Annotated in this window: 23 protein-coding genes; 10 read left to right on the forward strand and 13 right to left on the reverse strand. The window is 72.8% G+C overall.

The features are described from left to right. Positions 1-65 precede the first annotated feature (65 nt). Genes AB0H71_RS01360 through AB0H71_RS01370 form a run of 3 tightly spaced genes read left to right on the forward strand, consistent with a single transcriptional unit; the run spans position 66 to position 2,852 of the window. On the forward strand, positions 66-677 hold the full coding sequence (locus AB0H71_RS01360) for a hypothetical protein (RefSeq protein ID WP_357013612.1): 612 nt from the start codon (positions 66-68) through the stop codon (positions 675-677). Between the two features lie 58 nt (positions 678-735). Continuing rightward, the gene (locus AB0H71_RS01365; RefSeq protein WP_357013615.1) at positions 736-1,800 is read left to right on the forward strand and encodes a phosphotransferase; all 1,065 of its coding nucleotides are present in this window, start codon (positions 736-738) and stop codon (positions 1,798-1,800) included. A gap of 14 nt (positions 1,801-1,814) precedes the next feature. After that, a complete protein-coding gene (locus AB0H71_RS01370; protein WP_357013616.1) occupies positions 1,815-2,852 on the forward strand; it encodes a TIGR03857 family LLM class F420-dependent oxidoreductase in 1,038 nt (345 codons plus the stop codon). Positions 2,853-3,023: 171 nt separating this feature from the next. Here AB0H71_RS01370 and AB0H71_RS01375 read toward each other — a convergent pair whose 3' ends face one another. From AB0H71_RS01375 to AB0H71_RS01395, 5 genes are all read right to left on the reverse strand, one after another. Further along, positions 3,024-4,349, reverse strand: coding sequence for a pyridoxal-phosphate dependent enzyme (locus AB0H71_RS01375; RefSeq protein ID WP_357013619.1), 1,326 nt, complete (start codon positions 4,347-4,349; stop codon positions 3,024-3,026). Then, the gene (locus AB0H71_RS01380) at positions 4,319-5,752 is read right to left on the reverse strand and encodes an alanine racemase (protein WP_357013621.1); all 1,434 of its coding nucleotides are present in this window, start codon (positions 5,750-5,752) and stop codon (positions 4,319-4,321) included. Before AB0H71_RS01380 ends, AB0H71_RS01375 begins: the two co-directional genes overlap by 31 nt. A gap of 139 nt (positions 5,753-5,891) precedes the next feature. Further along, on the reverse strand, positions 5,892-6,437 hold the full coding sequence (locus AB0H71_RS01385) for a hypothetical protein (protein WP_357013623.1): 546 nt from the start codon (positions 6,435-6,437) through the stop codon (positions 5,892-5,894). Between the two features lie 216 nt (positions 6,438-6,653). Further along, entirely contained in the window at positions 6,654-7,160 is a 507-nt protein-coding gene (locus AB0H71_RS01390; protein WP_357013626.1) for a flavin reductase family protein, read from the reverse strand. 21 nt (positions 7,161-7,181) lie between these two features. Beyond that, positions 7,182-7,940 (reverse strand): pyrimidine reductase family protein, encoded by a 759-nt coding sequence (locus AB0H71_RS01395; RefSeq protein WP_357013629.1) that lies wholly within the window; start codon positions 7,938-7,940, stop codon positions 7,182-7,184. A 103-nt stretch (positions 7,941-8,043) separates the two neighbouring features. On the opposite strand from AB0H71_RS01395, the gene AB0H71_RS01400 reads away from it, so the two are divergent. Further along, the gene (locus AB0H71_RS01400) at positions 8,044-8,217 is read left to right on the forward strand and encodes a CsbD family protein (protein WP_357013630.1); all 174 of its coding nucleotides are present in this window, start codon (positions 8,044-8,046) and stop codon (positions 8,215-8,217) included. 8 nt (positions 8,218-8,225) lie between these two features. Here AB0H71_RS01400 and AB0H71_RS01405 read toward each other — a convergent pair whose 3' ends face one another. After that, positions 8,226-8,789, reverse strand: coding sequence for a helix-turn-helix domain-containing protein (locus AB0H71_RS01405; RefSeq protein ID WP_357013633.1), 564 nt, complete (start codon positions 8,787-8,789; stop codon positions 8,226-8,228). 4 nt (positions 8,790-8,793) lie between these two features. Beyond that, positions 8,794-10,230 carry an MFS transporter gene (locus AB0H71_RS01410; protein WP_357013635.1) on the reverse strand — a complete coding sequence of 479 codons (1,437 nt, stop codon included), beginning with the start codon at positions 10,228-10,230 and terminating at the stop codon, positions 8,794-8,796. Positions 10,231-10,342: 112 nt separating this feature from the next. On the opposite strand from AB0H71_RS01410, the gene AB0H71_RS01415 reads away from it, so the two are divergent. The 3 genes from AB0H71_RS01415 (at position 10,343) to AB0H71_RS01425 (ending at position 12,539) form a co-directional block, all read left to right on the forward strand. After that, positions 10,343-11,089: an SDR family oxidoreductase gene (locus tag AB0H71_RS01415; RefSeq protein WP_357013638.1), complete on the forward strand. Its 747-nt coding sequence runs from the start codon at positions 10,343-10,345 to the stop codon at positions 11,087-11,089. A gap of 188 nt (positions 11,090-11,277) precedes the next feature. Continuing rightward, on the forward strand, positions 11,278-11,880 hold the full coding sequence (locus tag AB0H71_RS01420) for a helix-turn-helix domain-containing protein (protein ID WP_357013641.1): 603 nt from the start codon (positions 11,278-11,280) through the stop codon (positions 11,878-11,880). Between the two features lie 11 nt (positions 11,881-11,891). Beyond that, on the forward strand, positions 11,892-12,539 hold the full coding sequence (locus AB0H71_RS01425; RefSeq protein ID WP_357013643.1) for an enoyl-CoA hydratase-related protein: 648 nt from the start codon (positions 11,892-11,894) through the stop codon (positions 12,537-12,539). 97 nt (positions 12,540-12,636) lie between these two features. Here AB0H71_RS01425 and AB0H71_RS01430 read toward each other — a convergent pair whose 3' ends face one another. Genes AB0H71_RS01430 through AB0H71_RS01440 form a run of 3 tightly spaced genes read right to left on the reverse strand, consistent with a single transcriptional unit; the run spans position 12,637 to position 14,884 of the window. After that, positions 12,637-13,317, reverse strand: a complete 681-nt coding sequence (locus AB0H71_RS01430) for a DedA family protein (protein ID WP_357013645.1) — start codon at positions 13,315-13,317, stop codon at positions 12,637-12,639. 34 nt (positions 13,318-13,351) lie between these two features. After that, on the reverse strand, positions 13,352-14,395 hold the full coding sequence (locus AB0H71_RS01435; RefSeq protein ID WP_357013648.1) for an LLM class flavin-dependent oxidoreductase: 1,044 nt from the start codon (positions 14,393-14,395) through the stop codon (positions 13,352-13,354). A gap of 45 nt (positions 14,396-14,440) precedes the next feature. Next, positions 14,441-14,884, reverse strand: a complete 444-nt coding sequence (locus tag AB0H71_RS01440) for a MarR family transcriptional regulator (protein ID WP_357013650.1) — start codon at positions 14,882-14,884, stop codon at positions 14,441-14,443. Positions 14,885-14,996: 112 nt separating this feature from the next. On the opposite strand from AB0H71_RS01440, the gene AB0H71_RS01445 reads away from it, so the two are divergent. Then, positions 14,997-15,446, forward strand: coding sequence for an SRPBCC family protein (locus AB0H71_RS01445; RefSeq protein WP_357013652.1), 450 nt, complete (start codon positions 14,997-14,999; stop codon positions 15,444-15,446). Positions 15,447-15,476: 30 nt separating this feature from the next. On the opposite strand, the gene speG is transcribed toward AB0H71_RS01445, so the two are convergent. The 3 genes from speG to AB0H71_RS01460 all read right to left on the reverse strand — a co-directional run bounded on the left by speG (position 15,477) and on the right by AB0H71_RS01460 (position 20,215). Continuing rightward, positions 15,477-15,983 (reverse strand): spermidine N1-acetyltransferase, encoded by a 507-nt coding sequence (gene speG, locus AB0H71_RS01450; RefSeq protein WP_357013655.1) that lies wholly within the window; start codon positions 15,981-15,983, stop codon positions 15,477-15,479. Positions 15,984-16,009: 26 nt separating this feature from the next. Continuing rightward, positions 16,010-16,561: a dihydrofolate reductase family protein gene (locus AB0H71_RS01455; protein WP_357013656.1), complete on the reverse strand. Its 552-nt coding sequence runs from the start codon at positions 16,559-16,561 to the stop codon at positions 16,010-16,012. Between the two features lie 174 nt (positions 16,562-16,735). Then, on the reverse strand, positions 16,736-20,215 hold the full coding sequence (locus AB0H71_RS01460; protein ID WP_357013659.1) for an indolepyruvate ferredoxin oxidoreductase family protein: 3,480 nt from the start codon (positions 20,213-20,215) through the stop codon (positions 16,736-16,738). A 353-nt stretch (positions 20,216-20,568) separates the two neighbouring features. Here AB0H71_RS01460 and AB0H71_RS01465 point away from each other — a divergent pair, with 353 nt between their 5' ends. Beyond that, the gene (locus AB0H71_RS01465) at positions 20,569-20,895 is read left to right on the forward strand and encodes a hypothetical protein (RefSeq protein WP_357013662.1); all 327 of its coding nucleotides are present in this window, start codon (positions 20,569-20,571) and stop codon (positions 20,893-20,895) included. A gap of 127 nt (positions 20,896-21,022) precedes the next feature. Then, a complete protein-coding gene (locus tag AB0H71_RS01470) occupies positions 21,023-21,334 on the forward strand; it encodes a metalloregulator ArsR/SmtB family transcription factor (RefSeq protein WP_357016087.1) in 312 nt (103 codons plus the stop codon). Positions 21,335-21,360: the final 26 nt, after the last annotated feature.

The raw sequence follows: 21,360 nt of genomic DNA on the forward strand, positions 1-21,360 counted from the left end.
AGGCCGAAGGTCATGGGTCGCGCGGCACTTCCGCCGGTGCCGGACGGCTTCCTAGCGTGAGCGCCATGGATACATCACTGCTGCGGCTCAGTGCGGCCGCGGGCATCATCTGCGGCGCCGCCATCGCGCTGGCGGGCGCACTGGAGACGGCGATCGGGCACAAGGTCGGGGTCACCCAGATACTGAACGGCGCCTCGGTGCCTTTCGGGCTCGGGCTGCTGGTGGGGCTGTACCTGTGGCAGCGGGGTGCCGCCGGACGCTTCGGCCTGGTCGCCTTCGTGCTGCAATTCCTCGGGTTCGGCTACTTCGCCGGGATCGCCTACACCCGCAATGCGGTGCTGGTCTACCTGGACGAACCGGTGCTCGATGCCCTTCTCGACGGGCCATCCCGGCTCGCCTTCCTCGCCACCGCGCTGCTGGCGCTGGCCGGGACGGTCGCGTTCGGGGCGGCGATGTGGCGGGCGGGGGCGGTGCCGAAGGCGGCGGTCGCGCTGTACGTGCTCGGATTGTCGGCGCTGTGCCTCACCTTCCTGCTGCCGGCACCGATCGTACGACTCGGACACATCGCAGGCGGCGCGGGCATGGTGTGGCTGGCGCTCACCCTGTGGCGCGCGGCCGCGGCATCGAGGCGGTCCCGGCCTCTCGGACATGAAATGGACACCTGTCTGGACGGCTGATCACGAAATGGGTAGCGTGATCGGATCACCGATCGCGAAAGCAAGGACGCTTGTCTCGATGCCGAACCCCCATTCGATCCCGTCCGGTCCGCAGGACATCACCGCGCAGTGGCTCACCGATGTGCTCGGCGTGCCGGTCGACGCCGTCCGCGTCGAGCCCATCGGCACCGGCCAGACCGGCGCCACCTACCGCGTGACGCCCACCGCCCCGCCGGAGTCGAGGCTCCCGCCGACGCTGGTGGCGAAGCTCCCCGCCCAGGACCCGGCGATCCGCGAGCGCTGCGCGCTCGGCTACCGCTCCGAGTGCGCATTCTACGACGAGGTCGCCGCCTCGGTCGCGGTGCCGCTGCCCGCGATCCACCACTGCGCCATCACCGAGAGCGCCACCGATTTCGTGCTGCTCCTCGAGGACCTGGCCCCGGCGGCCCAGGGCGACCAGCTCGCCGGGTGCACGCCGGAGCAGGCGGCGCCGGCGGTCACCGCGCTCGCCGGGCTGCACGGCCCGCGCTGGTGCGACCCGGCCTGGCTGACCTTCACCGGCACCGCCATGCCGAAACCGGACGCGAACCTCGCCGCCGGGCTCGCCGCGATCACCCGCACCGCCCTCGACATCACCCTGGACAGGCTCGGGGACCGGCTCGCCGACCGCGCCACCCTCGAGCGGGTCGCCGACCTGACCGAGCGCTGGCTGCTCTACGCCCCGGACCGCTTCTCGGTGCTGCACGGCGACTTCCGCGTCGACAACCTGCTCTTCCACCCCGGCGATGCCCGGATCACCGTGGTCGACTGGCAGACGGTGAGCGTCGGGCTGCCCGCCCGCGACCTCGCCTACTTCCTCGGCACCAGCCTGCTCCCCCCGGTCCGAGCCGAGCGCGAACGCGACCTGGTCGCCCGCTACCACCGCGCCCTCGCCGGCCACGGCGTCACCGGCTACACCGCGGAGACCTGCTGGCAGGACTACCGGATCGGCATGCTGCAGATCCCGGTGCTCACCGCGCTCGGCTTCGCCTTCGCCGCCGCCACCGACCGCGGCGACGACATGGTGGCCACCATGCTCGACCGCGGCTGCCGCGCCATCAGCGAACTCGGCACCCTCGACCTGATCGCGAGTGAATGTGACTAGTAAGGAATCCCACCGTGACCAGCACTTTCGATGAACTCGGCTACTACCTGCTCGCGGGCGCGGGCGATCCGCGCACCCTGGTCGACGAGGCCCGCCAGGGTGAGGCGCTCGGCCTCGGCACCGCCTTCATCTCCGAGCGGTGGAATCTCAAGGAGGCGTCCTCGCTGGTCGGCGCGGCCTGCGCGGTCACCGAGCGAATGCGGATCGCGACCGCCGCGACCAACCACAACACCCGGCATCCGCTGATCACCGGGGCCTGGGCGACGACCATGCACCGGCTCTCCGGCGGGCGGTTCACCCTAGGCATCGGGCGCGGGATCGCCGCGATCTACAACGCTTTCGGCGTCCCCGCGGTCACCACCGCGCAGATGGAGGACTTCGCCCAGGTCATGCGCAGGCTGTGGCGGGGCGAGGTGATCGTGAACCACACCGGCCCCATCGGCGACTACCCGGTGCTGGTGCTCGACCCGGAGTTCCGCGAGGACATCCGGCTGGCCCTGGTCGCCTTCGGCCCGCAGACCCTGGCGCTGGGCGGGCGTGCCTTCGACGACGTCATCCTGCACACCTTCTTCACCCCGGAGACCCTGCGGCGCAGCGTGCGCATCGTCAAGGAGGCCGCCGAGCGGGCGGGCCGCGACCCCGCCGAGGTGCGGGTGTGGTCGTGCTTCGCGACCGTCGGCGACCACCTCCCCGAACAGCTGCGGCTGCGCAAGACCGTGGCCCGGCTCGCGACCTACCTGCAGGGCTACGGCGACCTCATGGTGCGCACCAACGACTGGGACCCGGCCGTGCTGGCCCGCTTCCGGCAGGACCCCGTGGTGACCTCGGTACCCGGCGGCATCGACCACAAGGCCACCCCGGACCAGATCGAACACATCGCTGGCCTGATCCCGGACGAATGGCTCGAGCCCGCCGCCACCGGCAGCCCCGAGCAGTGCGTCGCCCGGATCCGTCAGGAATTCGACCACGGCGCCGACCGCGTCATCCTGCACGGCGCCACCCCCGCCGAGCTCGAACCCATCCTGACCGCGTACCAGCCGAGAAAAGGCTGACGGCAAGGTCTTGCACGGACGATCCGCGCGCCGCGCGGCGGTTCCGGCCGCGCTGAGGTCGTGAGCGAGATCACCGGGGCCCGGCGGCGCATGATGCGCGCGGCCCTCGTGTTCCTGGACCGCCGGACGGCGCGCTCGCCGACGGACTGAACCCAGCTGCGCGCCGGCCCCTCACCGGCCGCGTTCCAGGGGGAGCCCGGCATCCCGCCAGGCCGCGACGCCACCCGCCAGGCTGTGCGCGTCGTACCCGGCCCGGCGGGTGAGCGCGGCGAAGTGCCGGGAGACCCGCCCGACCGGGCAGACGAAGACCAGCGGGCGGGAGCGGCAGAACGGCAGCTGCCCGGGGTGCAGGTCACCGAGCAGGTCGTCGCGCAGGTTGATCGAGCCGGGGATGTGCGCGACCCGGTAGGCCATGGCGCCGCGGGTGTCGACGATGGTGATCCGGGTGCCGCGGTCGAGCTCGTCGAGCCCGGCGGGGGTGAGCAGCGGGACGGCGGCGAGCTCGGCGGGGTGCGGCGGCGCCGGGCGGGCGGGGTCGTCGAAGAGCTCGGGGCGGCGGGCCCGCAGGTAGGACAGGTACGGCTCCAGCCGGTCGCAGACGATGAGCACGGCGACCAGATCCGGGTCGCCGGGCCGCAGTTCCGCCGCGGCGGGGCGCAGGACGTCGAGTGCCGCGGCGTAGGCGGCGCCGGAGGTCGGCCCGGCGAGCACCCCGTAGCGGTGGGCGAGCAGCAGCGTGCCGCTGACCGCGTGCTCGGCGGCGACCGCGACGATCCGGTGGTAGAAGTCCGGCCGGAAGAGCCCGACATCCCACATCTCGGTCTCCGAGCGGATGCCGGGGATGAAGTCGTCGCGCGCGGAGACCACGCCGATGGTGCGCAGCCCGGGGTTGTGCTCGGCGAGCGCGGTGGCGGTGCCGCGGGTGGAGCCGGTGGTGCCGAGCCCGCCGATCAGGTAGTCCACGCGGTCGATGCCGCTCCCGGCGAGCGCCTCCCTGATCTCCCGGCCGGTGCCCCGGTAGTGCGCCTCGACATTGCGCTCGTTGGTGTACTGCGAGGCGTGGTACCACTTCCCCGGCTCCCCGGCCAAGGTGGCGGCGATGACCGCGGCGACGTCGTCGGGGGCGGTGGGGTCGGGGCACTCGGAGAGCCCGGGCAGCTCCACGATCTCGGTGCCGAGCAGCCGCAGCATGTCACGCACCTCCTCGACCTTGATCCGATTGGTCACCGCACGCAGCCCGATGCCGTGTCTGGCGCCGAGCACGCGCAGCGCCTTGGCGGTATTGCCACTGGACGCCTCCAGGAAGCTGCGGCCGTGCAGCTCGGGCAGGTCGTCGCGGATCATGCCCCAGGCGGCGCGGTCCTTCACCGAGCCGAAGGGGTTGTGCGACTCCGGCTTCGCGTAGAGCCGCACCCGCGCGAGGCCGTGCACGGCGGGATCAAGGCGGAGCAGGGGGGTGCCGCCGATCAGTTCGGTGATGTCGTCGTAGGCGCGCACGGGCCCTCCTCGGTGGGGCGGTAGCCGGCGTCGGGGCCGGTGCTGAAGGTGGACCGATCCCGGGTGACGGCGAGCCGGGGCGGCAGCGGGTGCATGGCCGCGGTGCCGGCGGAGAGATCGGAGTGGTAGCCGGCGGTATTGGGAAAGACCAGCAGGTCGCCGGGGTGCGGGCGGAAGGGGAGCCGGATCGCGCGGGTGCTGATCATGTCGCGCTCCAGGCAGAGGTGTCCGGCGAGGAAGGCGCCGAGCGGTCCGGGGTGCCGCGGCTCCGCGGGGACGAGGAGCGGGTCGACGAGGCTCTCCTGGTCGGCGGGGGTCACCTGGTCGCGGCTGAGGTCGAGGTTGACCAGGACCGTTCCGTCGGGCAGGTCCTTGGTGAACTGCACCGCCGCGACGGTGATCCCGGCGTGGTCGGCCAGCGCCTTGCCCGGCTCCAGCCAGAGCCGCAGCAGGTTGTCGGTGAGGACGGCGGCCAGGGAGCGGTGGTGGCCGGGGAGCTCGGCGTCGAGCAGGGCCGCCAGCGCCGTGGTGGCGGGGACGGTATTGGCGTACTTGTGGAAGACCGGGATGCCGTGCGCCGCGGTGTCGCCGACCCGGTAGCCGAAGGTGGCGCCGGACCACGCCATAGTCGATCGAGGGTCGAGCAGGGAAGCGCGCAGGGCGCGGGTGTAGGTGTCGTAGGCGTCGGGGTCGGCGGTGAAGACCTGGCGGAGGCCGCCGCCGATATCGAGGACGTCGGGGGAGAGGCCCGACGCCCATGCGCTCTCCAGCAGGGTGAGGCAGCCGGTGACCGCGCGCAGCCGGTCGCGGTGCTCGCCGGTGTCGAGGTGGAACGAGACTCCGCGCAGCTCCACCCTTTCGGGATTGGCCGCCAGTACCGGCCAGAGCCGCGCTATCTCGTCCGGTGGCATGCCGAAGCGGCTTGCCGCTGTGCTGGGAAACCCGCTGACCCGCAACAGGATCGGCACGGGGTGTCCGGCGAGGGCGATGATCCGGTCGAGTTCCCAGCGGTTGTCGACATTGATCACGGTGCCCGCGTCGAGCAGCCGCCGCAGGAAGCGTTCGCCCTTGGGGCCGGTGGCCTCGATGCGCGCCGGGGGGAAGCCCGCGCGCAGGGCGCTGTCGAGTTCCCCGGCCGAGGCGATATCGATATCGAGGCCGCGGTGGTGCGCCTCGCGCACGAAGGCGTGCGAGCGGTTCACCTTGTGCGCGTAGCAGAGCCGGTGGTCGATGCCGCGGGCGGTGAGCACGGCGCGCAGGTTCGCGGCATTGCGGGCGAAGACCTGGGGGAACACCAGGTGCAGCGGAGTCCCGTGGCGCCGCGCGATCGCCGGGAGGGCGGTGTCGATGAACGCGCGCACCAGCGGGTCGAGCAGAGCGGGGACCGCGGGCGGGGTCACCATCGCGGCTCGGGACGGAGTGGACACACGGAAGTCACGGCGTATCTCTCGGTTCGGGTGAGACCGGATGCGCGCAGCCGCGCACCGGCCGGGGCAGCGCACACCGTCGCGACGGTGCACGGCGCTCACCGGTCCGCCTACGTCAGCGGACGGCGAGCTCTCTCGGCGGTTCCGCGCCCACCGGCGGCCCGCGCCGGGAGAGCGCGTGCCGCAGCCACACCCCGCGCAGCGGCGCCGGACTCCGGCACTCGACCGGGGCGGCACCGGGCGGGACGGTCACCGCGACCGGCACCGGCAGCACCACCCGGGTGTAGAGCGCGCGCACCAGCGCGAACAGCGCCCGCTCCCCGCGCCGGAGCCAGAGACCGCAGAGCACCGCCGCCAGCCCGTGCGCGGCGAGCATTCCCGCCCCGCCCCCGTGCGCGCCGTGCTCGACCCCGAACCACAGGTGCAGCACGACCTGTCCGGCGACCATCCCCCCGCCGATGGCGACCGGACCCCGCTCCCGATCGGCCACCACCCACGCCGCCGCCCCCACCGCGGGCAGCGCCGAGACCAGCGTCGCCAACGGCACCGCGGCACCGGCGGCATACGCGTGCCCCGCGGCCGCGAGCGCCACGCAGAGCAGGGCGAAGACCGCCGACCGGCACAGCCGGACGGCGGGCAGCGCTCCCGCGCCGGACGTCATCGCCGCATCCACCCCCTGCCGGACGGTTTCCGGGGTCAGCGTAGGCCGGTGCGCCCCGTTGCGGTCGCGCCGGGGTGGCTGCAATGTCGTTGCGGGTGAACGGGTCAGGGCAGGCTCGCCCGGGCGCGCTGGTCGCCACCGCGCGCACGACCGCTCGGGTGGCGCTGGAATGGGCGGGTAGCTACCCGCGATCACCCCGCTCGCCCTGCGCCGTGTTCAGGCGTCGTGCCCGGGCTCCAGGTGATCGACCATGAGGAACCGCAGCGTCGAGATGTCCGCGGGCGGTGCCGCCCCGGTGTCCGGGGCGAGCAGCAGCACGGTGTGGTCGCCGAAGTCGTGCCGCTCCAGGATCGCCCCGCCGAACCAGCCCGCGGCCTCGTCGAGCACCGGCAGCCCGTGCCGGTCCGGGTGCCAGGCGCAGCGCGTGAACTTGTCGATCTCGTCGCCGGTCTCGCTGCCGAAGAGCGCCGCCAGCTCGACCCGGTCCCGGCCGAGCAGGTGCACATTGAGCCGGTCGGCGCGCGCGGCGACCGCGTGGGTGTGGTTGCGCTGGGAGAGCCCGACCAGGAACCGCAGCGGGTCGATGCTCACCTGGGCGGTGAAACCGACCAGGCAGCCGCTGTTCTCGTCGCCCGCCCTGGTGGTGACCACGAAGACCGGGAAGTCCGCGGCCGCGATCACCGCCTCGCAGCTCGAGCCCGCCGCACTGATGCTGTCCGTCATGGTGTCCCTTCGTGGCGCGGCTCAGGAGCGGTCGCGAATCCACTGCACCATGAGCGTGCCGTCGTCGTCCGCCAGCGTATGCCCTCGGCGCATCGGGCGGCGAGCGGCGGTGCGGGAGTGCGCGATCCGGCTCGCCTGTCCGCCGAGGGCCAGCGGCGAGGTGGTGACGCACAGCTCGTCCACCGCGTCGTCGGCGAGCAGCTGCCCGAGCAGGGTCGGGCCGCCCTCGCAGAGCACCCGGAGCAATCCGAGCCCGGCGAGCGCGGAGAGCACTTCGGCGCTGGTCACCTCGGCCCCCGCGCACCGGAGCACCCGCACCCCGGCCCGCTCCAGCGCCGCCACCCGCCCGGCGTCGGCCGTGGCCGAGGTGATCAGCACCGGCGCGACCCGCGCGGCGGTGACCAGCCGGGAGTCCGGCTCGATCCCGGCCGAGCCGGAGACCACGACCACCGGCGGAATCGGCGCCAGCCCGTGCTCGGCGCGCCACCGCTGCACCTCCGCACTGCCCCCGGCGGGGCCGTAGTCCTCCGCGCGGACGGTGCCCGCCCCGACCAGCACCGCGTCCGCGACGGCGCGCAGCGCGAAGAACAGCGCCTTGTCGGCCGGGGTGGTCAGCGACGAGACGGTGTCGCCGTCGGTGATGGCGCCATCGATGCTGCTCACGAAGTTGACCCGTACGGAGGGCCGGGTGAGCCCGGGGGGATGGGCATAGAGCTCGCGGAGCGCGAGATCGTCGAGGACGGGGTCGAGAGCCCGGGAGTCGAGTCGCCGCACAGCCATATCCCGACCCTACGTCCGGTTTACCGACGCGCGCCCGGGCTATGGCGTCCCTGACGGCTCGCGGTCGGCATGGACGGCGAGCCCCGCTTCGAAAGGACAGGCCATGAGCGCTACCGACAAGGCGAAGAACAAGGTCGAGGATCTCGCGGGCAAGGCCAAGGAGGCGGCCGGCAAGGTCACCGGCGATCGCAGCACCGAGCACGAGGGCAAGGCCGATCAGACCAAGTCGGACCTCAAGGGTGCGGGGGAGAAGGTCAAGGACGCCTTCCGCGACTGACCCCCGGCTCAGCCGCGCAGCGCGTCGAGCACCAGCCCGGCGTACCGCCGCCACTGCGCGGGATCGCGGATCCCGAGGTCGAGCAGCACCCGGGCGTACCCGCCGACCAGGACGTGAATGTCCTGCACGGTCGCGTCCGCCCGCAGGTGGCCGTCCCGCTGTGCGGCGCGGATGAGCCCGGCCAGCACGTCGGAGGCGCGTTCCCGATCGTGCAGATCGAGGGTGCGGGGCAGGATCTCGGCGAAGGAGCGGTCGGCGGCGAGCCGGTCGGAGAGGTCGTCGAGGAAGTCGCGCAGCCCGTCGAGCGCGTCGCCGGTGCCGGCGGCGCGCTCGATCCGTTCGCTCAGCCAGGTGTGGTGGTGGCGGGCGATGGCGTCGAGCAGGTCGGTCTTGGCCGGGAAGGTGCGGTAGACGGTGGCCTTCCCGACCCCGGCCCGCGCGGCGATCTCGGGCACGGTGGCCTCCAGGCCGCGCTCGGCGTAGATCGCGAGCGCGGCCGCGGTGACCCGTTCGTGGTTGCGGCGTGCGTCCGCGCGCCGGTCGGACCAGTCGGGGTGTTCGGGAGCGGACATGGGTTCAGTCTGGCGTGCCCGCACGCGCCGCGGCCAGGGGCCGGCCGTCGACGGCCGTCGGCGTCTCGCCGCGCCGGGGGATGAGCAGCGCCGCGACCGCCGCCACCGCGATGCCCGCGGCCGCGATCCAGAACGCCTGGGTGTAGGCGGTGCCGCTCGGCACCGGCCGGGTCGCGATCACGCTCCCCGCCAGCAGCGTCGCCACGATCTGCGAGCCGAGCGAGGAGCCGACCGAGCGGATCAGGTTGTTCACCCCGTTGCCCTGCCCGATCATCTCGTGCGGCACCGCCTCCATGATGAGGTTCGGCATGGCGGCCATCCCGAAGCCGATCCCACCGAAGAGCAGCACCGACCAGGCGATCACCGCCCCCTGGCTGCCGTGCGCGACGGCCAGCGCGGCCAGCCCCGCGGCAGCCACCACCGCCCCCGTGACCAGCGGAATCTTCGGCCCGACCCGGGTGGCCACGCGCCCGGCGAGCCCACCGGCGACGAGCATCGCCACGCAGGCGGGCAGCAGGAGCAGCCCGGCGCCGGTCGCGGAGAGGCCGAAGCCGTAGCCGAACCGCTCCGGGGTCTGCGCGAGCTGCGGGATCAGCAGGAACGCCCCGAACATGCCGAAGCCGAAGAGCAGCGTGGTGATATTCGTGGTGAGCACCACCGGACGGCCGAGCACCCGCATGTCGACCAGCGGATCGGTGATCCGGCGCTCCACGAGGACGAAGACCACCAGCACCGCCAGCCCGCCCACGATCAGCCCGACGGTGCGCGGATCGCCCCAGCCCCAGGTGGCGGTGCGGGTCAGCGCGAAGAGCGGCGCCACGAGCCCCACGGTGAGCAGCGCGACCCCCACCAGGTCGAGCCGGCCGGGCGCGCCCCCGGTGTCGGCGGGCAGCCGCAGCGCGCCGAGCGCCGCGACCCCGGCCATCGCCGCGCCGCTCCAGAAGATCCAGTGCCAGGAGGCGTGGTCGAGCAGCAGCCCGCCCATGAGCAGCCCAGCACCCGCGCCGATCCCGGCGATGGCGGCGACAACGCCGAGCGCCACCGGACGCCGCTGCGGCGGGAAGGCATCGCTGACGATGCCGAGGCAGAGCGGGATGATGCCGCCGCCCGCGCCCTGCAGCACCCGCGCCGCCACCAGCACCCAGACATTCGGCGCCAGCGCCGCGACCACGCTGCCCGCGGCGAAGAGCACGAGCACGATCAGCAGCATCCGGCGCTTGCCGTACATGTCGCCGAGCCGCCCCAGGATCGGGGTGAGCACGGCGGCGGCGAGCAGGTAGCCGCTCATCACCCAGGAGACATCGGCCGCCGAGGCGTCCAGCGCGTGGGTGAGCACGCCGATCCCGGGCAGGATCGCGGTCTGGGCGATGGAGAATGCCGCTGCCGCGAGCGCCAGGATCGGCAGGCTGCCGGTGCCGGGCTCGGATTCGATGGAGGTCATCACGCCACCTTCGGTCGGTAACTGGACTTCGAGGTCCAGTTCGACACTGTAGGGCAAGTGGACTTCGGGGTCCACTTGGGTGAGAACGCTGTATGCGATTTACGCTAACGCCATGTCACTGAGTGGGAAGGTTGCCCTGGTGACCGGGGCGACGAGCGGGATCGGGCGGGCGACGGCGGAGTTGCTGGCCGAGCGCGGCGCCCGCGTACTGGTGTCCGGCCGGGACGGGCAGCGCGGCGCGGAGGCGGTGCGCGGGATTCGCGCGGCGGGTGGCGAGGCGGAGTTCGTGCCGGCGGCGCTCTCCGGCGCGGCGGACGCGCGCGCCCTGGCCCGGCGCGCCGAGGAGCTCGCCGGGCCGCTCGACATCCTGGTCAACAACGCGGCCATCGCCGTGTTCGGCGCGACCGCCGCGATCGCGGAAGACGACTTCGACGCGTGCCACGCGCTCAATGTGAAGGTGCCGTTCTTCCTGGTCGGGGCGGTGGCGCCGGGGATGGCCGAGCGCGGGGGCGGGGTGATCGTGAATGTCTCGACCATGGTCGCGGGGTTCGGGACGGCCGGGTCGGCGGTGTACGCGTCGAGCAAGGCCGCGCTGGAGTTGCTGACGAAATCGTGGGCGGCGGAGTACGGGCCGCGCGGGGTCCGGGTGAACGCGGTCGCGCCGGGGCCGACCCGCACCGAGGGCACGACGGCGCAGTACGGCACGCAGCGGTTGGAAGCGCTGGGTGCCCAGGCGCCGGCGCGGCGGGTGGCCGAAGCGCGCGAGATCGCCGCGGCCATCGGGTTTCTCGCCGGTCCCGAGGGTGCGTTCGTGCACGGCGCCATCCTCCCCGTCGACGGCGGGCGGACCGCCGTGTGAGCTACTGCCCGGCGTCGAGGCACGCCCCGTCGAACGGCCGCCGACCCCTCGGTACGCACCCGATGACACTCGCAGCACGCGGATTTCCGCACGAAGGAGGCGGTGGCCGACAGCGCTGAAGCCGGGATCGTGACCCTGCACGGTAGTAGTCCGCCGTAATAGAGCACGCGCTCTGTTATGGTGTGGGCATGCCCCGCCCCCGCCTGCACGACCTCGGTGAACTGATGGACGTCGCCGAGCGCATGGCCGTGGAATCGGGCCCCGCCGCGGTCACCGTGCGCGCCCTGTCGCAAACGGCGGGGGTGTCGAACGGCGCGATCTACCACGCCTTCGGTTCCCGGACCGCCCTGCTCGGCCGGGTCTGGCTGCGCGCCGCCCAGCGCTTCCTCGCGCTTCAGCAGGAGGCCGTGGCGAGTGCGCGGGGCGGGATCGAAGCGGTCGTCGCGGCCGCCGACAGCCCGGCGCGCTTCCTCGAGCGGCAACCGGCTTCGGCCCGCTTCCTGCTGGCCGTCTCGCGCGAGGACCTGCTCGGCTCGGGCGATATCCCCGGCGATCTCGCCACCGAACTCCGCCACCTCGACCGGGTCCTGACCGAGCTGTTCGGCACCCTGTCCCGCGCCGTCTTCGAGCGCACCGACCGCGAAGCCGTCGCGGTGATCCGCGACTGCGTCGTCGAACTCCCCACCGCCCTGCTCCTGCGCGGCAACCGCGAACCGGACGCCCCGGTCCGCGAACGCCTCGCCGCCGCCATCCGCGCGATCCTCGCCCTGACTCCCCCCGCACCGACGTGAAGGACCCCGCCATGCCCGCAACCCTGCACTACGACAACGACATCGCCGTCCTAACCCTCGGCACCGACGAGAACCGCTTCTCCCCGGACTGGCTCGACGCCGTCGGCGCCCACCTCGATACCGTCGAGCGCGACGCCCGCGGCCTGATCACCATCGGCACCGGCAAGTTCTACTCCAACGGCCTCGATCTCGAGTGGCTGCTGGCCCATGGCGAGCGCGCCGAGGAGTACGTGGCCCGCGTCCAGGCGCTCCTCGCCCGGCTGCTGACCTTCCCGCTGCCGACCGTCGCCGCGATCAACGGCCACAGCTTCGGCGCGGGCGCCATGCTCGGCATGGCCCACGACTACCGCGTCATGCGCGCCGACCGCGGCTACTACTGCTTCCCCGAGGTCGATATCGATATTCCCTTCACCCCCGGCATGGCCGCGCTCATCCAGGCCAAACTCACCCCGCAGGCGGCGCTCACCGCCATGACCACCGGCCACCGCTTCGGCGCGGCGGAGGCGCTGGCGGCCGGGCTCGTCGACGGCACCGCCGCCGAACCCGAGCTGCTCGGCGCCGCCCTCGCCCGGATCACGCCGCTGGCCGGCAAGAACCCGGCGACCGTCGCCGGCATCAAGACGACCATGTTCGGGAACGTCACCGCCGCGCTCTGCTGAGTACTGTGCGGGGCGCCGGGTTGGGCTACCGGGGCGAGCGGGTGCATCAGCGCACGATGGTCCGCGCGCTGGGCACCGCTGGCTGAGGGTGATGCACTCACGAACTCTCCGCGCGGCGCCGGCGCAGGCGGCGGAGCACGAACCAGCCGAGCGCGAGCACCACGGCCGCGATCACCCCGTACTGGAAGACCGCCGTATACGGCTCGACCCGATGCCAATTGGCCCCGAGCGCGTACCCGGCCAGCACGAAGACCGTGTTCCAGATCAGGCTGCCCGCGGCGGTGAGCACGCTGAAGTACAGGAAGTTCATCCGCTCGACCCCGGCGGGGATGGAGATGAAGCTGCGGAACATGGGGATCATCCGCCCGAAGAACACCGCCTTGCCGCCGTGCCTGCCGAACCAGGCGGCCGAGCGGTCGACATCGCCGGGGTCGAGCAGCGGGATCCGGCCCGCGATGCGGCGCAACCGCTCGTGCCCGAGCCCCGCGCCGAGCCCGTAGAGCAGCCAGGCGCCGAGCAGCGAGCCGATCGTGGTCCAGACGATCGCCTCGGCCAGCGAGAAGTCGCCGAGCCGGGCGGCGAATCCGGCCAGCGGCAGGATGACCTCGCTGGGCAGCGGCGGGAAGAGATTTTCCAAAAATATGGCGAGGCCGGCGCCGGGGCCGCCGAGCCGTTCCATCAGGTCGACGGCCCAGCCTGCCAGGCCGTCGGGTGGGGCGGATTCGATGGCGGGGCTCCTTCCGTCGCGGGCGGCGGACGAACCGCCCGTTTCGGACATTCCCCCTCGGCGCGCCGGGACACCTCCGCCCGGTTCAGCCCCGCAGCGCGGCGGTGAGCAGCTCCAGGGTCTGGATCCGGCCGGTGCTCTCGTCCAGCGGCTCCGACTCGAACTGCCCGGCGGCCGCGGAGATCATGATCTCGTCCACGCCGTGCTCGGCGGCGAAGGCGCGCAGCCGCTTGGCGACGTCGCCGGGCTCGCCGATGAACCAGTTCCGCGCCTGGAGGTCGATGATCCGCCGCTCGGCCTCGTCGGAGGGGGCGGCGCGCACCTCGTCCACGGTCTCGGCGGCGCGCAGCGGCTTGCCCGAGCGCATGCGGGCCATCATGCGCAGGTGCGGGAGGGCGCGCTCGAAGGCCTCGTCGTAGGTCGGGGCGACGACGGTGTTCGCGGTGAGGAAGCTCTTCGGCTCCGGATGCTCGGCGGAGGGCCGGTACTGGGTGCGGTAGAGCGACATGGCGTGCTCCAGGTGGTCGCCGGCGAAGTGGTTGGCGAAGACGTAGGGCAGCCCGAGCTGGGCGGCGAGCCGCGCCGAGTAGTCGCTGGAGCCGAGCAGCCACACCTCGGGCGTGCTGGTGGCGACCGGGGTGGCCTTCACCGTGTACTCGCCGCCCGCGGCGAAGCGCAGGGTCGCGCCGTCGGGGTTCGAGAGCGCGATGATGTCGGTGATGTTGTCCGGGAAGCGGTCGACGTCGCTGGTCGCGCCGGACTGCCGCAGCAGCTGGGTGATCACCTGGTCGCTGCCGGGGGCGCGGCCGATGCCGAGGTCGACGCGGCCGGGGGCCAGCGCCGCGAGCGTGGAGAACTGCTCCGCCACGATGAGCGGAGAGTGGTTCGGCAGCATGACCCCGCCCGAGCCGAGCCGGATCCGCTCGGTGCGGGCCGCCGCCGCGGCGATGAGCACCGGCGGCGAGCTGGAGGCGATGGCGGGCATGTTGTGGTGCTCGGCGAACCAGTAGCGGTGCACCCCGAGCTCGTCGGCGCGCCGCACGAGCTGCATGGAGGCCGCGACCGCCTGCGCGCTGGTCTGGCCGGTGCGCAGCGGGACGAGGTCGAGCAGGGAGAGGGTGATGGTCATGGTTCGTACCAATCCTTCGCCACGGCGGGCGTCGTCGGTGGGTGGTCAGGAGCCGGTGGGGCGGCCGAGTTCGTCGAGGGTGCGCCGGAGGTGCTCGAGCTCGTCGGCGGTGTGCGGGCAGACCTCGTCGACCTTGGCGGTGACCGCGCGGACCTCGGCCTCCAGCGCCAGCCCGCGCTCGGTGAGGTCGACCAGGACCCGGCGCTCGTCGCCGGGATCGCGGCGGCGGGTCACGAGCCCGGCCGTCTCCAGCCGCTTGACCAGCGGGGTGATGGTGCCGGTGTCCATCTCCAGGCAGCCGCCGAGCGCCCCGACGGTGCGCGGCGCGCCGTCGATGAGCGCCAGGATCACCAGGTACTGCGGAAAGGTCAGCCCCAGCGGCTCGAGGATCGGTTTGTGGTGGCGGATCATGCGGTTCGCCGCTCCGTAGAGCGCGAACGAGAGCTGCCTGCCCAGCTCGCCCGTCCGTTCTCTAGCGCGTGATTCCATAGTGCACTAGATACTAGCGCGCTGGAGCACGGGCCGCCACCGCGCCGAGGCTGTCCAGGGCCTTCTCCAGGCTCTACTATTGTTTGTAGTAGATCGAGCAGGGGGTTCTCGAATGGAAGTCATCACCGTCGAGCGGGTCATCGCCGCACCCGTCGAGGAGGTCTTCGGCTGGCTCGCCGATGCGGGGAACTATCCGCGGTCGCCGGTCGTCCTGACGGCGCGGTTGGCGCGGCCAGGGGTGGGCGACCCGTACGGGCGGGAGGCGGTGCGGGTGCTGATCTGGGTGATCGGCTGGTTCCGGGAGCGGGTCACCGCGTACCGGCCGCCGCACTCGTTCGAGTACGTGGTCGAGCGGAGTTTTCCGCCCGCGCGGCACGAGGGCGGGAAGGTCACCTGCGCCGCGGTGCCCGGCGGGACGAAGGTCGTGTGGACGACCGTCGCCGAGATCCGGGTGCCGTTCGGGGCGGGGGTGCTCACCCGGGTGGTGGCGAAGCCCGTCATCGCGTTCGTGTTCGGCCGGGTGCTCGCCGCCGCGGACCGCGCGCTCTCGGTTGCCCGGTAGTCCTCGAGCACCGCGCGCGCCGGGCGTAGCTCACCCGCCCAGGTGTTCGTCCTGGAGGATGCCCATGCGCAGGGCGTTCCGGTAGCGGCCGGCGGCGAAATACTCGTCGCGCAGGATGCCCTCGTCCTGGAATCCGAGTTTGCGGTACACGTGGATCGCCTTCTCGTTCACCACGTCCACGATCAGGTACACCTTGTGCAGATTCAGCACGGCGAAGGCGTAGTCCAGCGCCTTGCCGGTGGCGATGGCGGCGAGCCCGCGCCCCTGGTGCCCGGGGGCGATGATGATCTGGAACTCCGCATTGCGGTGCACCGGCGCGATCTCCCGCAGCTCCACCAGCCCGGCCTGTGCGCCGTCCACATCCAGCACGAAGCGGCGTTCCCGCTCGTCGTGGATGTGCCGGTCGTAGATGTCGCGCAGCTCGACCAGCGCCTCGAAGGGCTCGTCGAACCAGTAGGACATGATCTGCGCGTCGTTGAAGAGCTGGTGGACGAAGGGCAGATCCTCGCGCTCCAGGGCGCGCAGCCGGGTGGTCACCCCGCCAGTCTATTGCTGGATGGTTGCTACTCGGCGCGGAAGCGCAGGAGCTGGGCGGACCGGAACTGCTTGGTCTCGATCGGCCGGAGCCGGATGCGCTCGGCCAGCGCCGGGAACATGGGGGTGCCGCCGCCGAGCACGACCGGCGAGATGTAGACGTGGTACTCGTCGATCAGGCCGTGCGGGATGACGGCGGCGGCCAGCTCGGCACCGCCGATCTCGGCGACGCCGTCGCCCTCGGCCTTCAACCGGCGCACCTCCTCGACCGCGTTCTCCCGCACCAGCGTGCTGTTCCAGCCGACCTCGGTGAGCGTGCGGGAGAAGACGACCTTCGGCACCGCGGTCCAGAGCTGCCCGAACTCGCGCTCGATCGGCGGCGCGTCGTCCGGCACGTGCGGCCAGTACTCGGCCATGAGCTCGAAGAGCCTGCGGCCGTTCAGCACCAGCTCCAGCTCGCGGAAGCGGTCGTTGTGGTGCTGGTGCAGCTCGTCGTCCGGGTCGGACCAGTCGATGCTGCCGTCGCGGTCGTTGATATAGCCGTCCAGGGACACGCCGAAGCCGTAGATCAGTCTTCTCATGCCGGGTAGACCTCCTGTGCGCCGGAAACTCATCGGTGCCGCGCTATCGGTGCGGCGCGGTCGCGCGGCTGCGGGAGCAGCGCTTCGGCATCGCCGCCGGCGTGGTGCCCGCCGCGCCGGTCCCCGCCGGGATCGACCACTTCCGGATCCGGCCCGCGCTGCGCGGCTGCCCGGTCAGGCGGGGCCACCGGCCCGGATTCCGGCGGTGTCGATACCGAGGGCACGCAGCCGGGCCAGGTAGGTGTCGACGGTGCGCAGCTTGACCTCCTCGTAGCCGCGCACCAGATCGGCCGCGGCCGCCACCGCGACGGCGTGCGCGTGGTCATCCGGGGTGAGCTCCGCGATCAGCGTGCGGATCGTCTGCTCGTAGTGGGCTGCCAGGCGGCGTTCGAGCCGCCGCATGCGCGTGTACCCGAAGGGGTCGAACGGTGTCCCGCGCAGGCCACGACCGCGGGCGAGCGCGCGCAGCACGGCGGGCGAGCGCAGCCCGATCTTCCGGTTCCGGCCGAGGGCGCGCAGGGTCGGGGGGTGCAGTTTGTAGGTGAGGTTGCCCGCGCCGGGCAGTTCGTCGCGCACCGCACCGAGGAAGGCGGGGTCGGTGAGCATGCGGGCGACCTCGTACTCGTCCTTGTACGCCAGCAGCTTGTGCAGCCCGTGCGCCACGGCGGCGGTGAGCTCGCTCCCCGCGCCGACGGCCCGCTCGGCGGCCCAGACCTCCTGCACCAGCGCGAGATAGCGGGCGGCGAGCGCCTCTCCCTGGTAGGCGACGAGCTGGGCGCCGCGCCGCTCGACGGCCGCGCGCACCGCGCCGGTCACCCGCAGCGGGGCGAGCAGGTGCGCGGGCAGCGGGGCATCGTCGCTGCGGTGCGAGCGCTCGCCCGCGCGGGTGGCCGCGGCGAAGGCGGCGGGGTCGGCGACGGCGACCCGGCCCCAGGCGAAGGCCCGCTGATTGGCGCGCACCGCGACCGCGTTGAGCGCGATGGCCTCCTCGATCGCGGCGGCGTGGATGGGCAGCGCCCCGGCCTGGTAGGCGGCGCCGACCAGCAGCGAATTGGCGGTCGCGGAGTCACCGAACAGCACCTCGGCGGCGGCGACCGCGTCGAAGCGCAGCACCGCCCTTCCCGCGGCCGCCAGCCGGTCGAGCAGCGCGCTCTCGGCCGGGTACGCCACCGAGGCGTCGTGCACCATGTCGCCGGTCGGGGTGCGGCTGGTCGAGGCGACGACCAGGGTGCGCTCGGCGCTGCCGTAGCGCAGGTTCCGGTCGTCGGCGGCGGTGAGCAGGTCGAAGGCGAGGAAGCAGTCGGCGCCCGCCGGGGCGATGCGGTTGGCGGCGCCGGTCGCGCGCCTGCTCAGCCGCAGGTGCGAGGTGACCGGCCCGGCCTTCTGGCTGAGCCCGGTCTGGTCCAGCCCCTCCACGTGCAGCCCGGCGCGCAGCGCGGCGGTGCCGAGCACCTGGTTGGCGGTGACGATGCCGGTGCCGCCGACCCCGGCCAGGAAGACGTCGAAGGTGCCGTCGATCTCGGGCAGCTCCGGGTCGGGGACCACGGGCGGTGCGGGCGCCGCGGTGCGGGCGGGCGGCGCGGGCAGCTCCGGCAGCTCGACGGTGACGAAGGCCGGGCAGTCGCCGTCCAGGCAGCTGTAGTCGGTATTGCAGCCGGTCTGGTCGATGCGGGTCTTGCGGCCGAACTCGGTCTGCACCGGCCGCACCGACAGGCAGTTCGACTTCACCCCGCAGTCGCCGCAGCCCTCGCAGACCGCCTCGTTGATGAGCACCCGGGTGCGGCGCACCGGCGCCTCCCCGCGTTTGCGTTTGCGCCTGGTGTCGGCGGCACACGGCTGGTCGTAGATGAGCACCGTCACGCCGGGAACCTCGCGCAGCAGCCGCTGGGCCTCGTCGAGGCGGTCGCGATCCCACACCAGGACCCCGGCCGCGAACGAGGCGCCGCGGTGCCGCCCCGGCTCCTCGGCGCAGACAATGGTTTTGGCCACGCCCTCGGCGGCGAGCTTGTGCGTCAGCTGCGGCACCGAGAGCCCGCCCTCGGCGGGCTGGGCGCCGGTCATGGCCACGGCGGCGTTGTAGAGGATTTTGTAGGTGATGTTCACCCCGGCGGCGACGCACGCCTGGACGGCGAGCTGCCCGGAGTGGAAATACGTTCCGTCGCCGACGTTCTGGAAGATGTGCCCGATATCGGTGTAGGGCGCCTGGCCGATCCACTGCGCGCCCTCACCGCCCATCTGGGTCAACCCGGTGACCTGGGAATCCGTGCGCGAGGACATGGTCACCAAGGTGTGGCAGCCGATCCCGCCGCCGGCCAGCGAGCCGTCCGGGATCGCGGTGGAGCGGTTGTGCGGGCAGCCGGAGCAGAAGAAGGCGGTGCGCTTGGTGTCGAGCACGCTCAGCGGCAGGGGGCCGGGGAGCGGGGCGCGCAGCGGAACCCGCTCGCGCAGCACGCTTCGCAGCGGCCCGAGCAGCCGGGCGGCGGTCAGCTCACCGTCGGCGGGGACCAGCGGGCGGCCGTCGGCGCCGCGCTTGCCCATTATGCGCGGTGCCGCCGCGGTGCCGTACAGCGCCTCGAGCACCTGCGACTCCGCGAACGCGGTCTTGTCCTCGACCACGAGCACCGTCTCCACCCCCGCGGCCAGCCGGCGCACCTTGCCCGCGTCCAGCGGGTAGGGCATCCCCACCCGCAGGATCCGGAGGCCCGCCCGCCGCGGGTCGTCCACCCCCAGCTCCTCCAGCGCCTGGCGCACCGCGTCGTAGGCGGTACCCACCGCCACGACGCCGAGCCAGGCGTCCCGCGGGTCGACCTCGATGCGGTCGATGTCGTTGGCGGCGGCGAACTCCCGCACCATCGCCCAGCGCGGCCCGTAGAGATCCGCCTCGGCCAGCACACTGTCCGGCGGGGCGGCGAGCACCCGCTGCCGGTAGGTCCACGGCCTGCCCTCCCACTCCAGCCGCGGCACGGTGATGCGGAGATCGGTGAAATCGCGGTCCAGCGTCCACAGCCCGTCGGCGACGTCGGCGACGAGTTTCAGCGCGGGCCAGCACCCCGATGCCCGCGACAGCGCCACCGCGTACAACCCGAATGCCACCACCTCCTCGGCATTGCGCGGGAACAGCACCGGCATCGACAGCGCCGCCAGGGAGCGTTCGCTGGCCGCGGGCACCGACGACGACTTCGCCGCCGGATCGTCCCCGACCAGCGCCACCGCCCCGCCCGCCGGATGCGCGCCGTACATGGCCGCGTGCCGCAGCGCGTCACCCGCCCGATCCAGCCCCGGCCCCTTGCCGTACCAGACCCCGATCACCCCCTCGTGGGTCCGCGTGCCCTTGGGCAACTCCAGCTGACTGCCCCACACCGAGGTCGCCGCCAGCTCCTCGTTCACCGCGGGCACCAGCCGGACATCGTGCTCGGTGGCGAGCTCCGGCAGCCCGGCGAGCAGCCGGTCCAGCCCGGCCAGCGGGCTGCCCTGGTACCCGGAGACGAAGGTCGCGACCCGCCGCCCCGCCCGCTGATCCCGCTCGTGCTGCTCCACCAGCAGCCGCGCGATCGCCTGCACCCCGGTGAGCAGCACCGGCCCGGTGGAACTCCGGTAGCGATCCGCCAGATCCGCGGAATCGACCACCGGCTGAACATCATCGACGTGCGTCACATCCGCACCGCCTCGGCAGAACTCGACATCTGGCGCCCCCAGTATCGATATCGGTTGAATCCGGTCAACGAAGCATCGAGATCAACGAACCGACGGGCCCGAAACGGGGCCTGACACCCTCACCGGCTCGGTGGAGCACATTCGTCCGGCCGCGTGGCGGCGGGATCAGCGGCCGATGCTACCCCCTGCGGGGGATGCCGCTGGGCCGCGGTCCGCCTGCCTGTGGATAAACAGGGGTGGCGTGCCGGTTGCCTGGTTGCGTATCTCTGCAATTGCGCATCTCATGGAGTACGGTGGGCGCACCGACGGAAGGAATCGCTGTGGCCCACATGGAAGTCGCGTTGAAGGATTAGATGATGCTGGACGGCGCGATCGCCGCGGCCGTCGTCGACTACGGCAGCGGCATGCCGCTCGGCACGGCGGGTGGCTCCAAGGACTTCGATATCGAGCTGGCCGCCGCGGGCACCACCGAGATCGTGCGGGCCAAGATGCGCACCATCGGCGACCTCGGGCTGAACGAGGAGATCGACGACATCCTGATCACCCTGCGCACCCAGTTCCACCTGCTGCGGCCGACCGGCAACGGACTGTTCGTCTACGTCGTGCTCGACCGCGGCCGCGGCAACCTGGCGCTCGCGCGGCACAGCCTCAAGGCCGTCACCAGGGAACTCGAGGTCTGATCGGCGGATCGCCGCGGTCGGGGGGCCGGGCATCGGCGATTTGCTAGGGTTGGCGAGCAAATCTTCGGTGTGCCGGTGCGCTGGTTGGAGGGTCGACGTGGGCGGTGTGCGCCGGCCGCTGTACCGGATGAAGGCCGACTTCTTCAAGACGCTCGGGCACCCGGCGCGCATCCGGGTGCTGGAGCTGCTGAGCGAGCGCGAGCACACGGTGGCGGAGATGCTGCCCGAGGTCGACGTCGAGCCCGCCAACCTCTCCCAGCAGCTCGCCATCCTGCGCCGCACCGGCCTCGTCACCGCCCGCCGCGAGGGGCTCTCGGTCACCTACGCCCTCACCTCGCCGCAGGTCGCCGAGTTGCTGCGGGTCGCGCGGGAGATCCTGACCACCGTGGTCACCGGCCAGGCCCAGCTGCTCGACGAGCCGGAGAACGCGGAGAAGTAACCGGCGGCACCGGCGCCCGGCGCGCG

The organism is Nocardia sp. NPDC050697, assembly GCF_040654395.1.
Lineage (GTDB): Bacteria > Actinomycetota > Actinomycetes > Mycobacteriales > Mycobacteriaceae > Nocardia.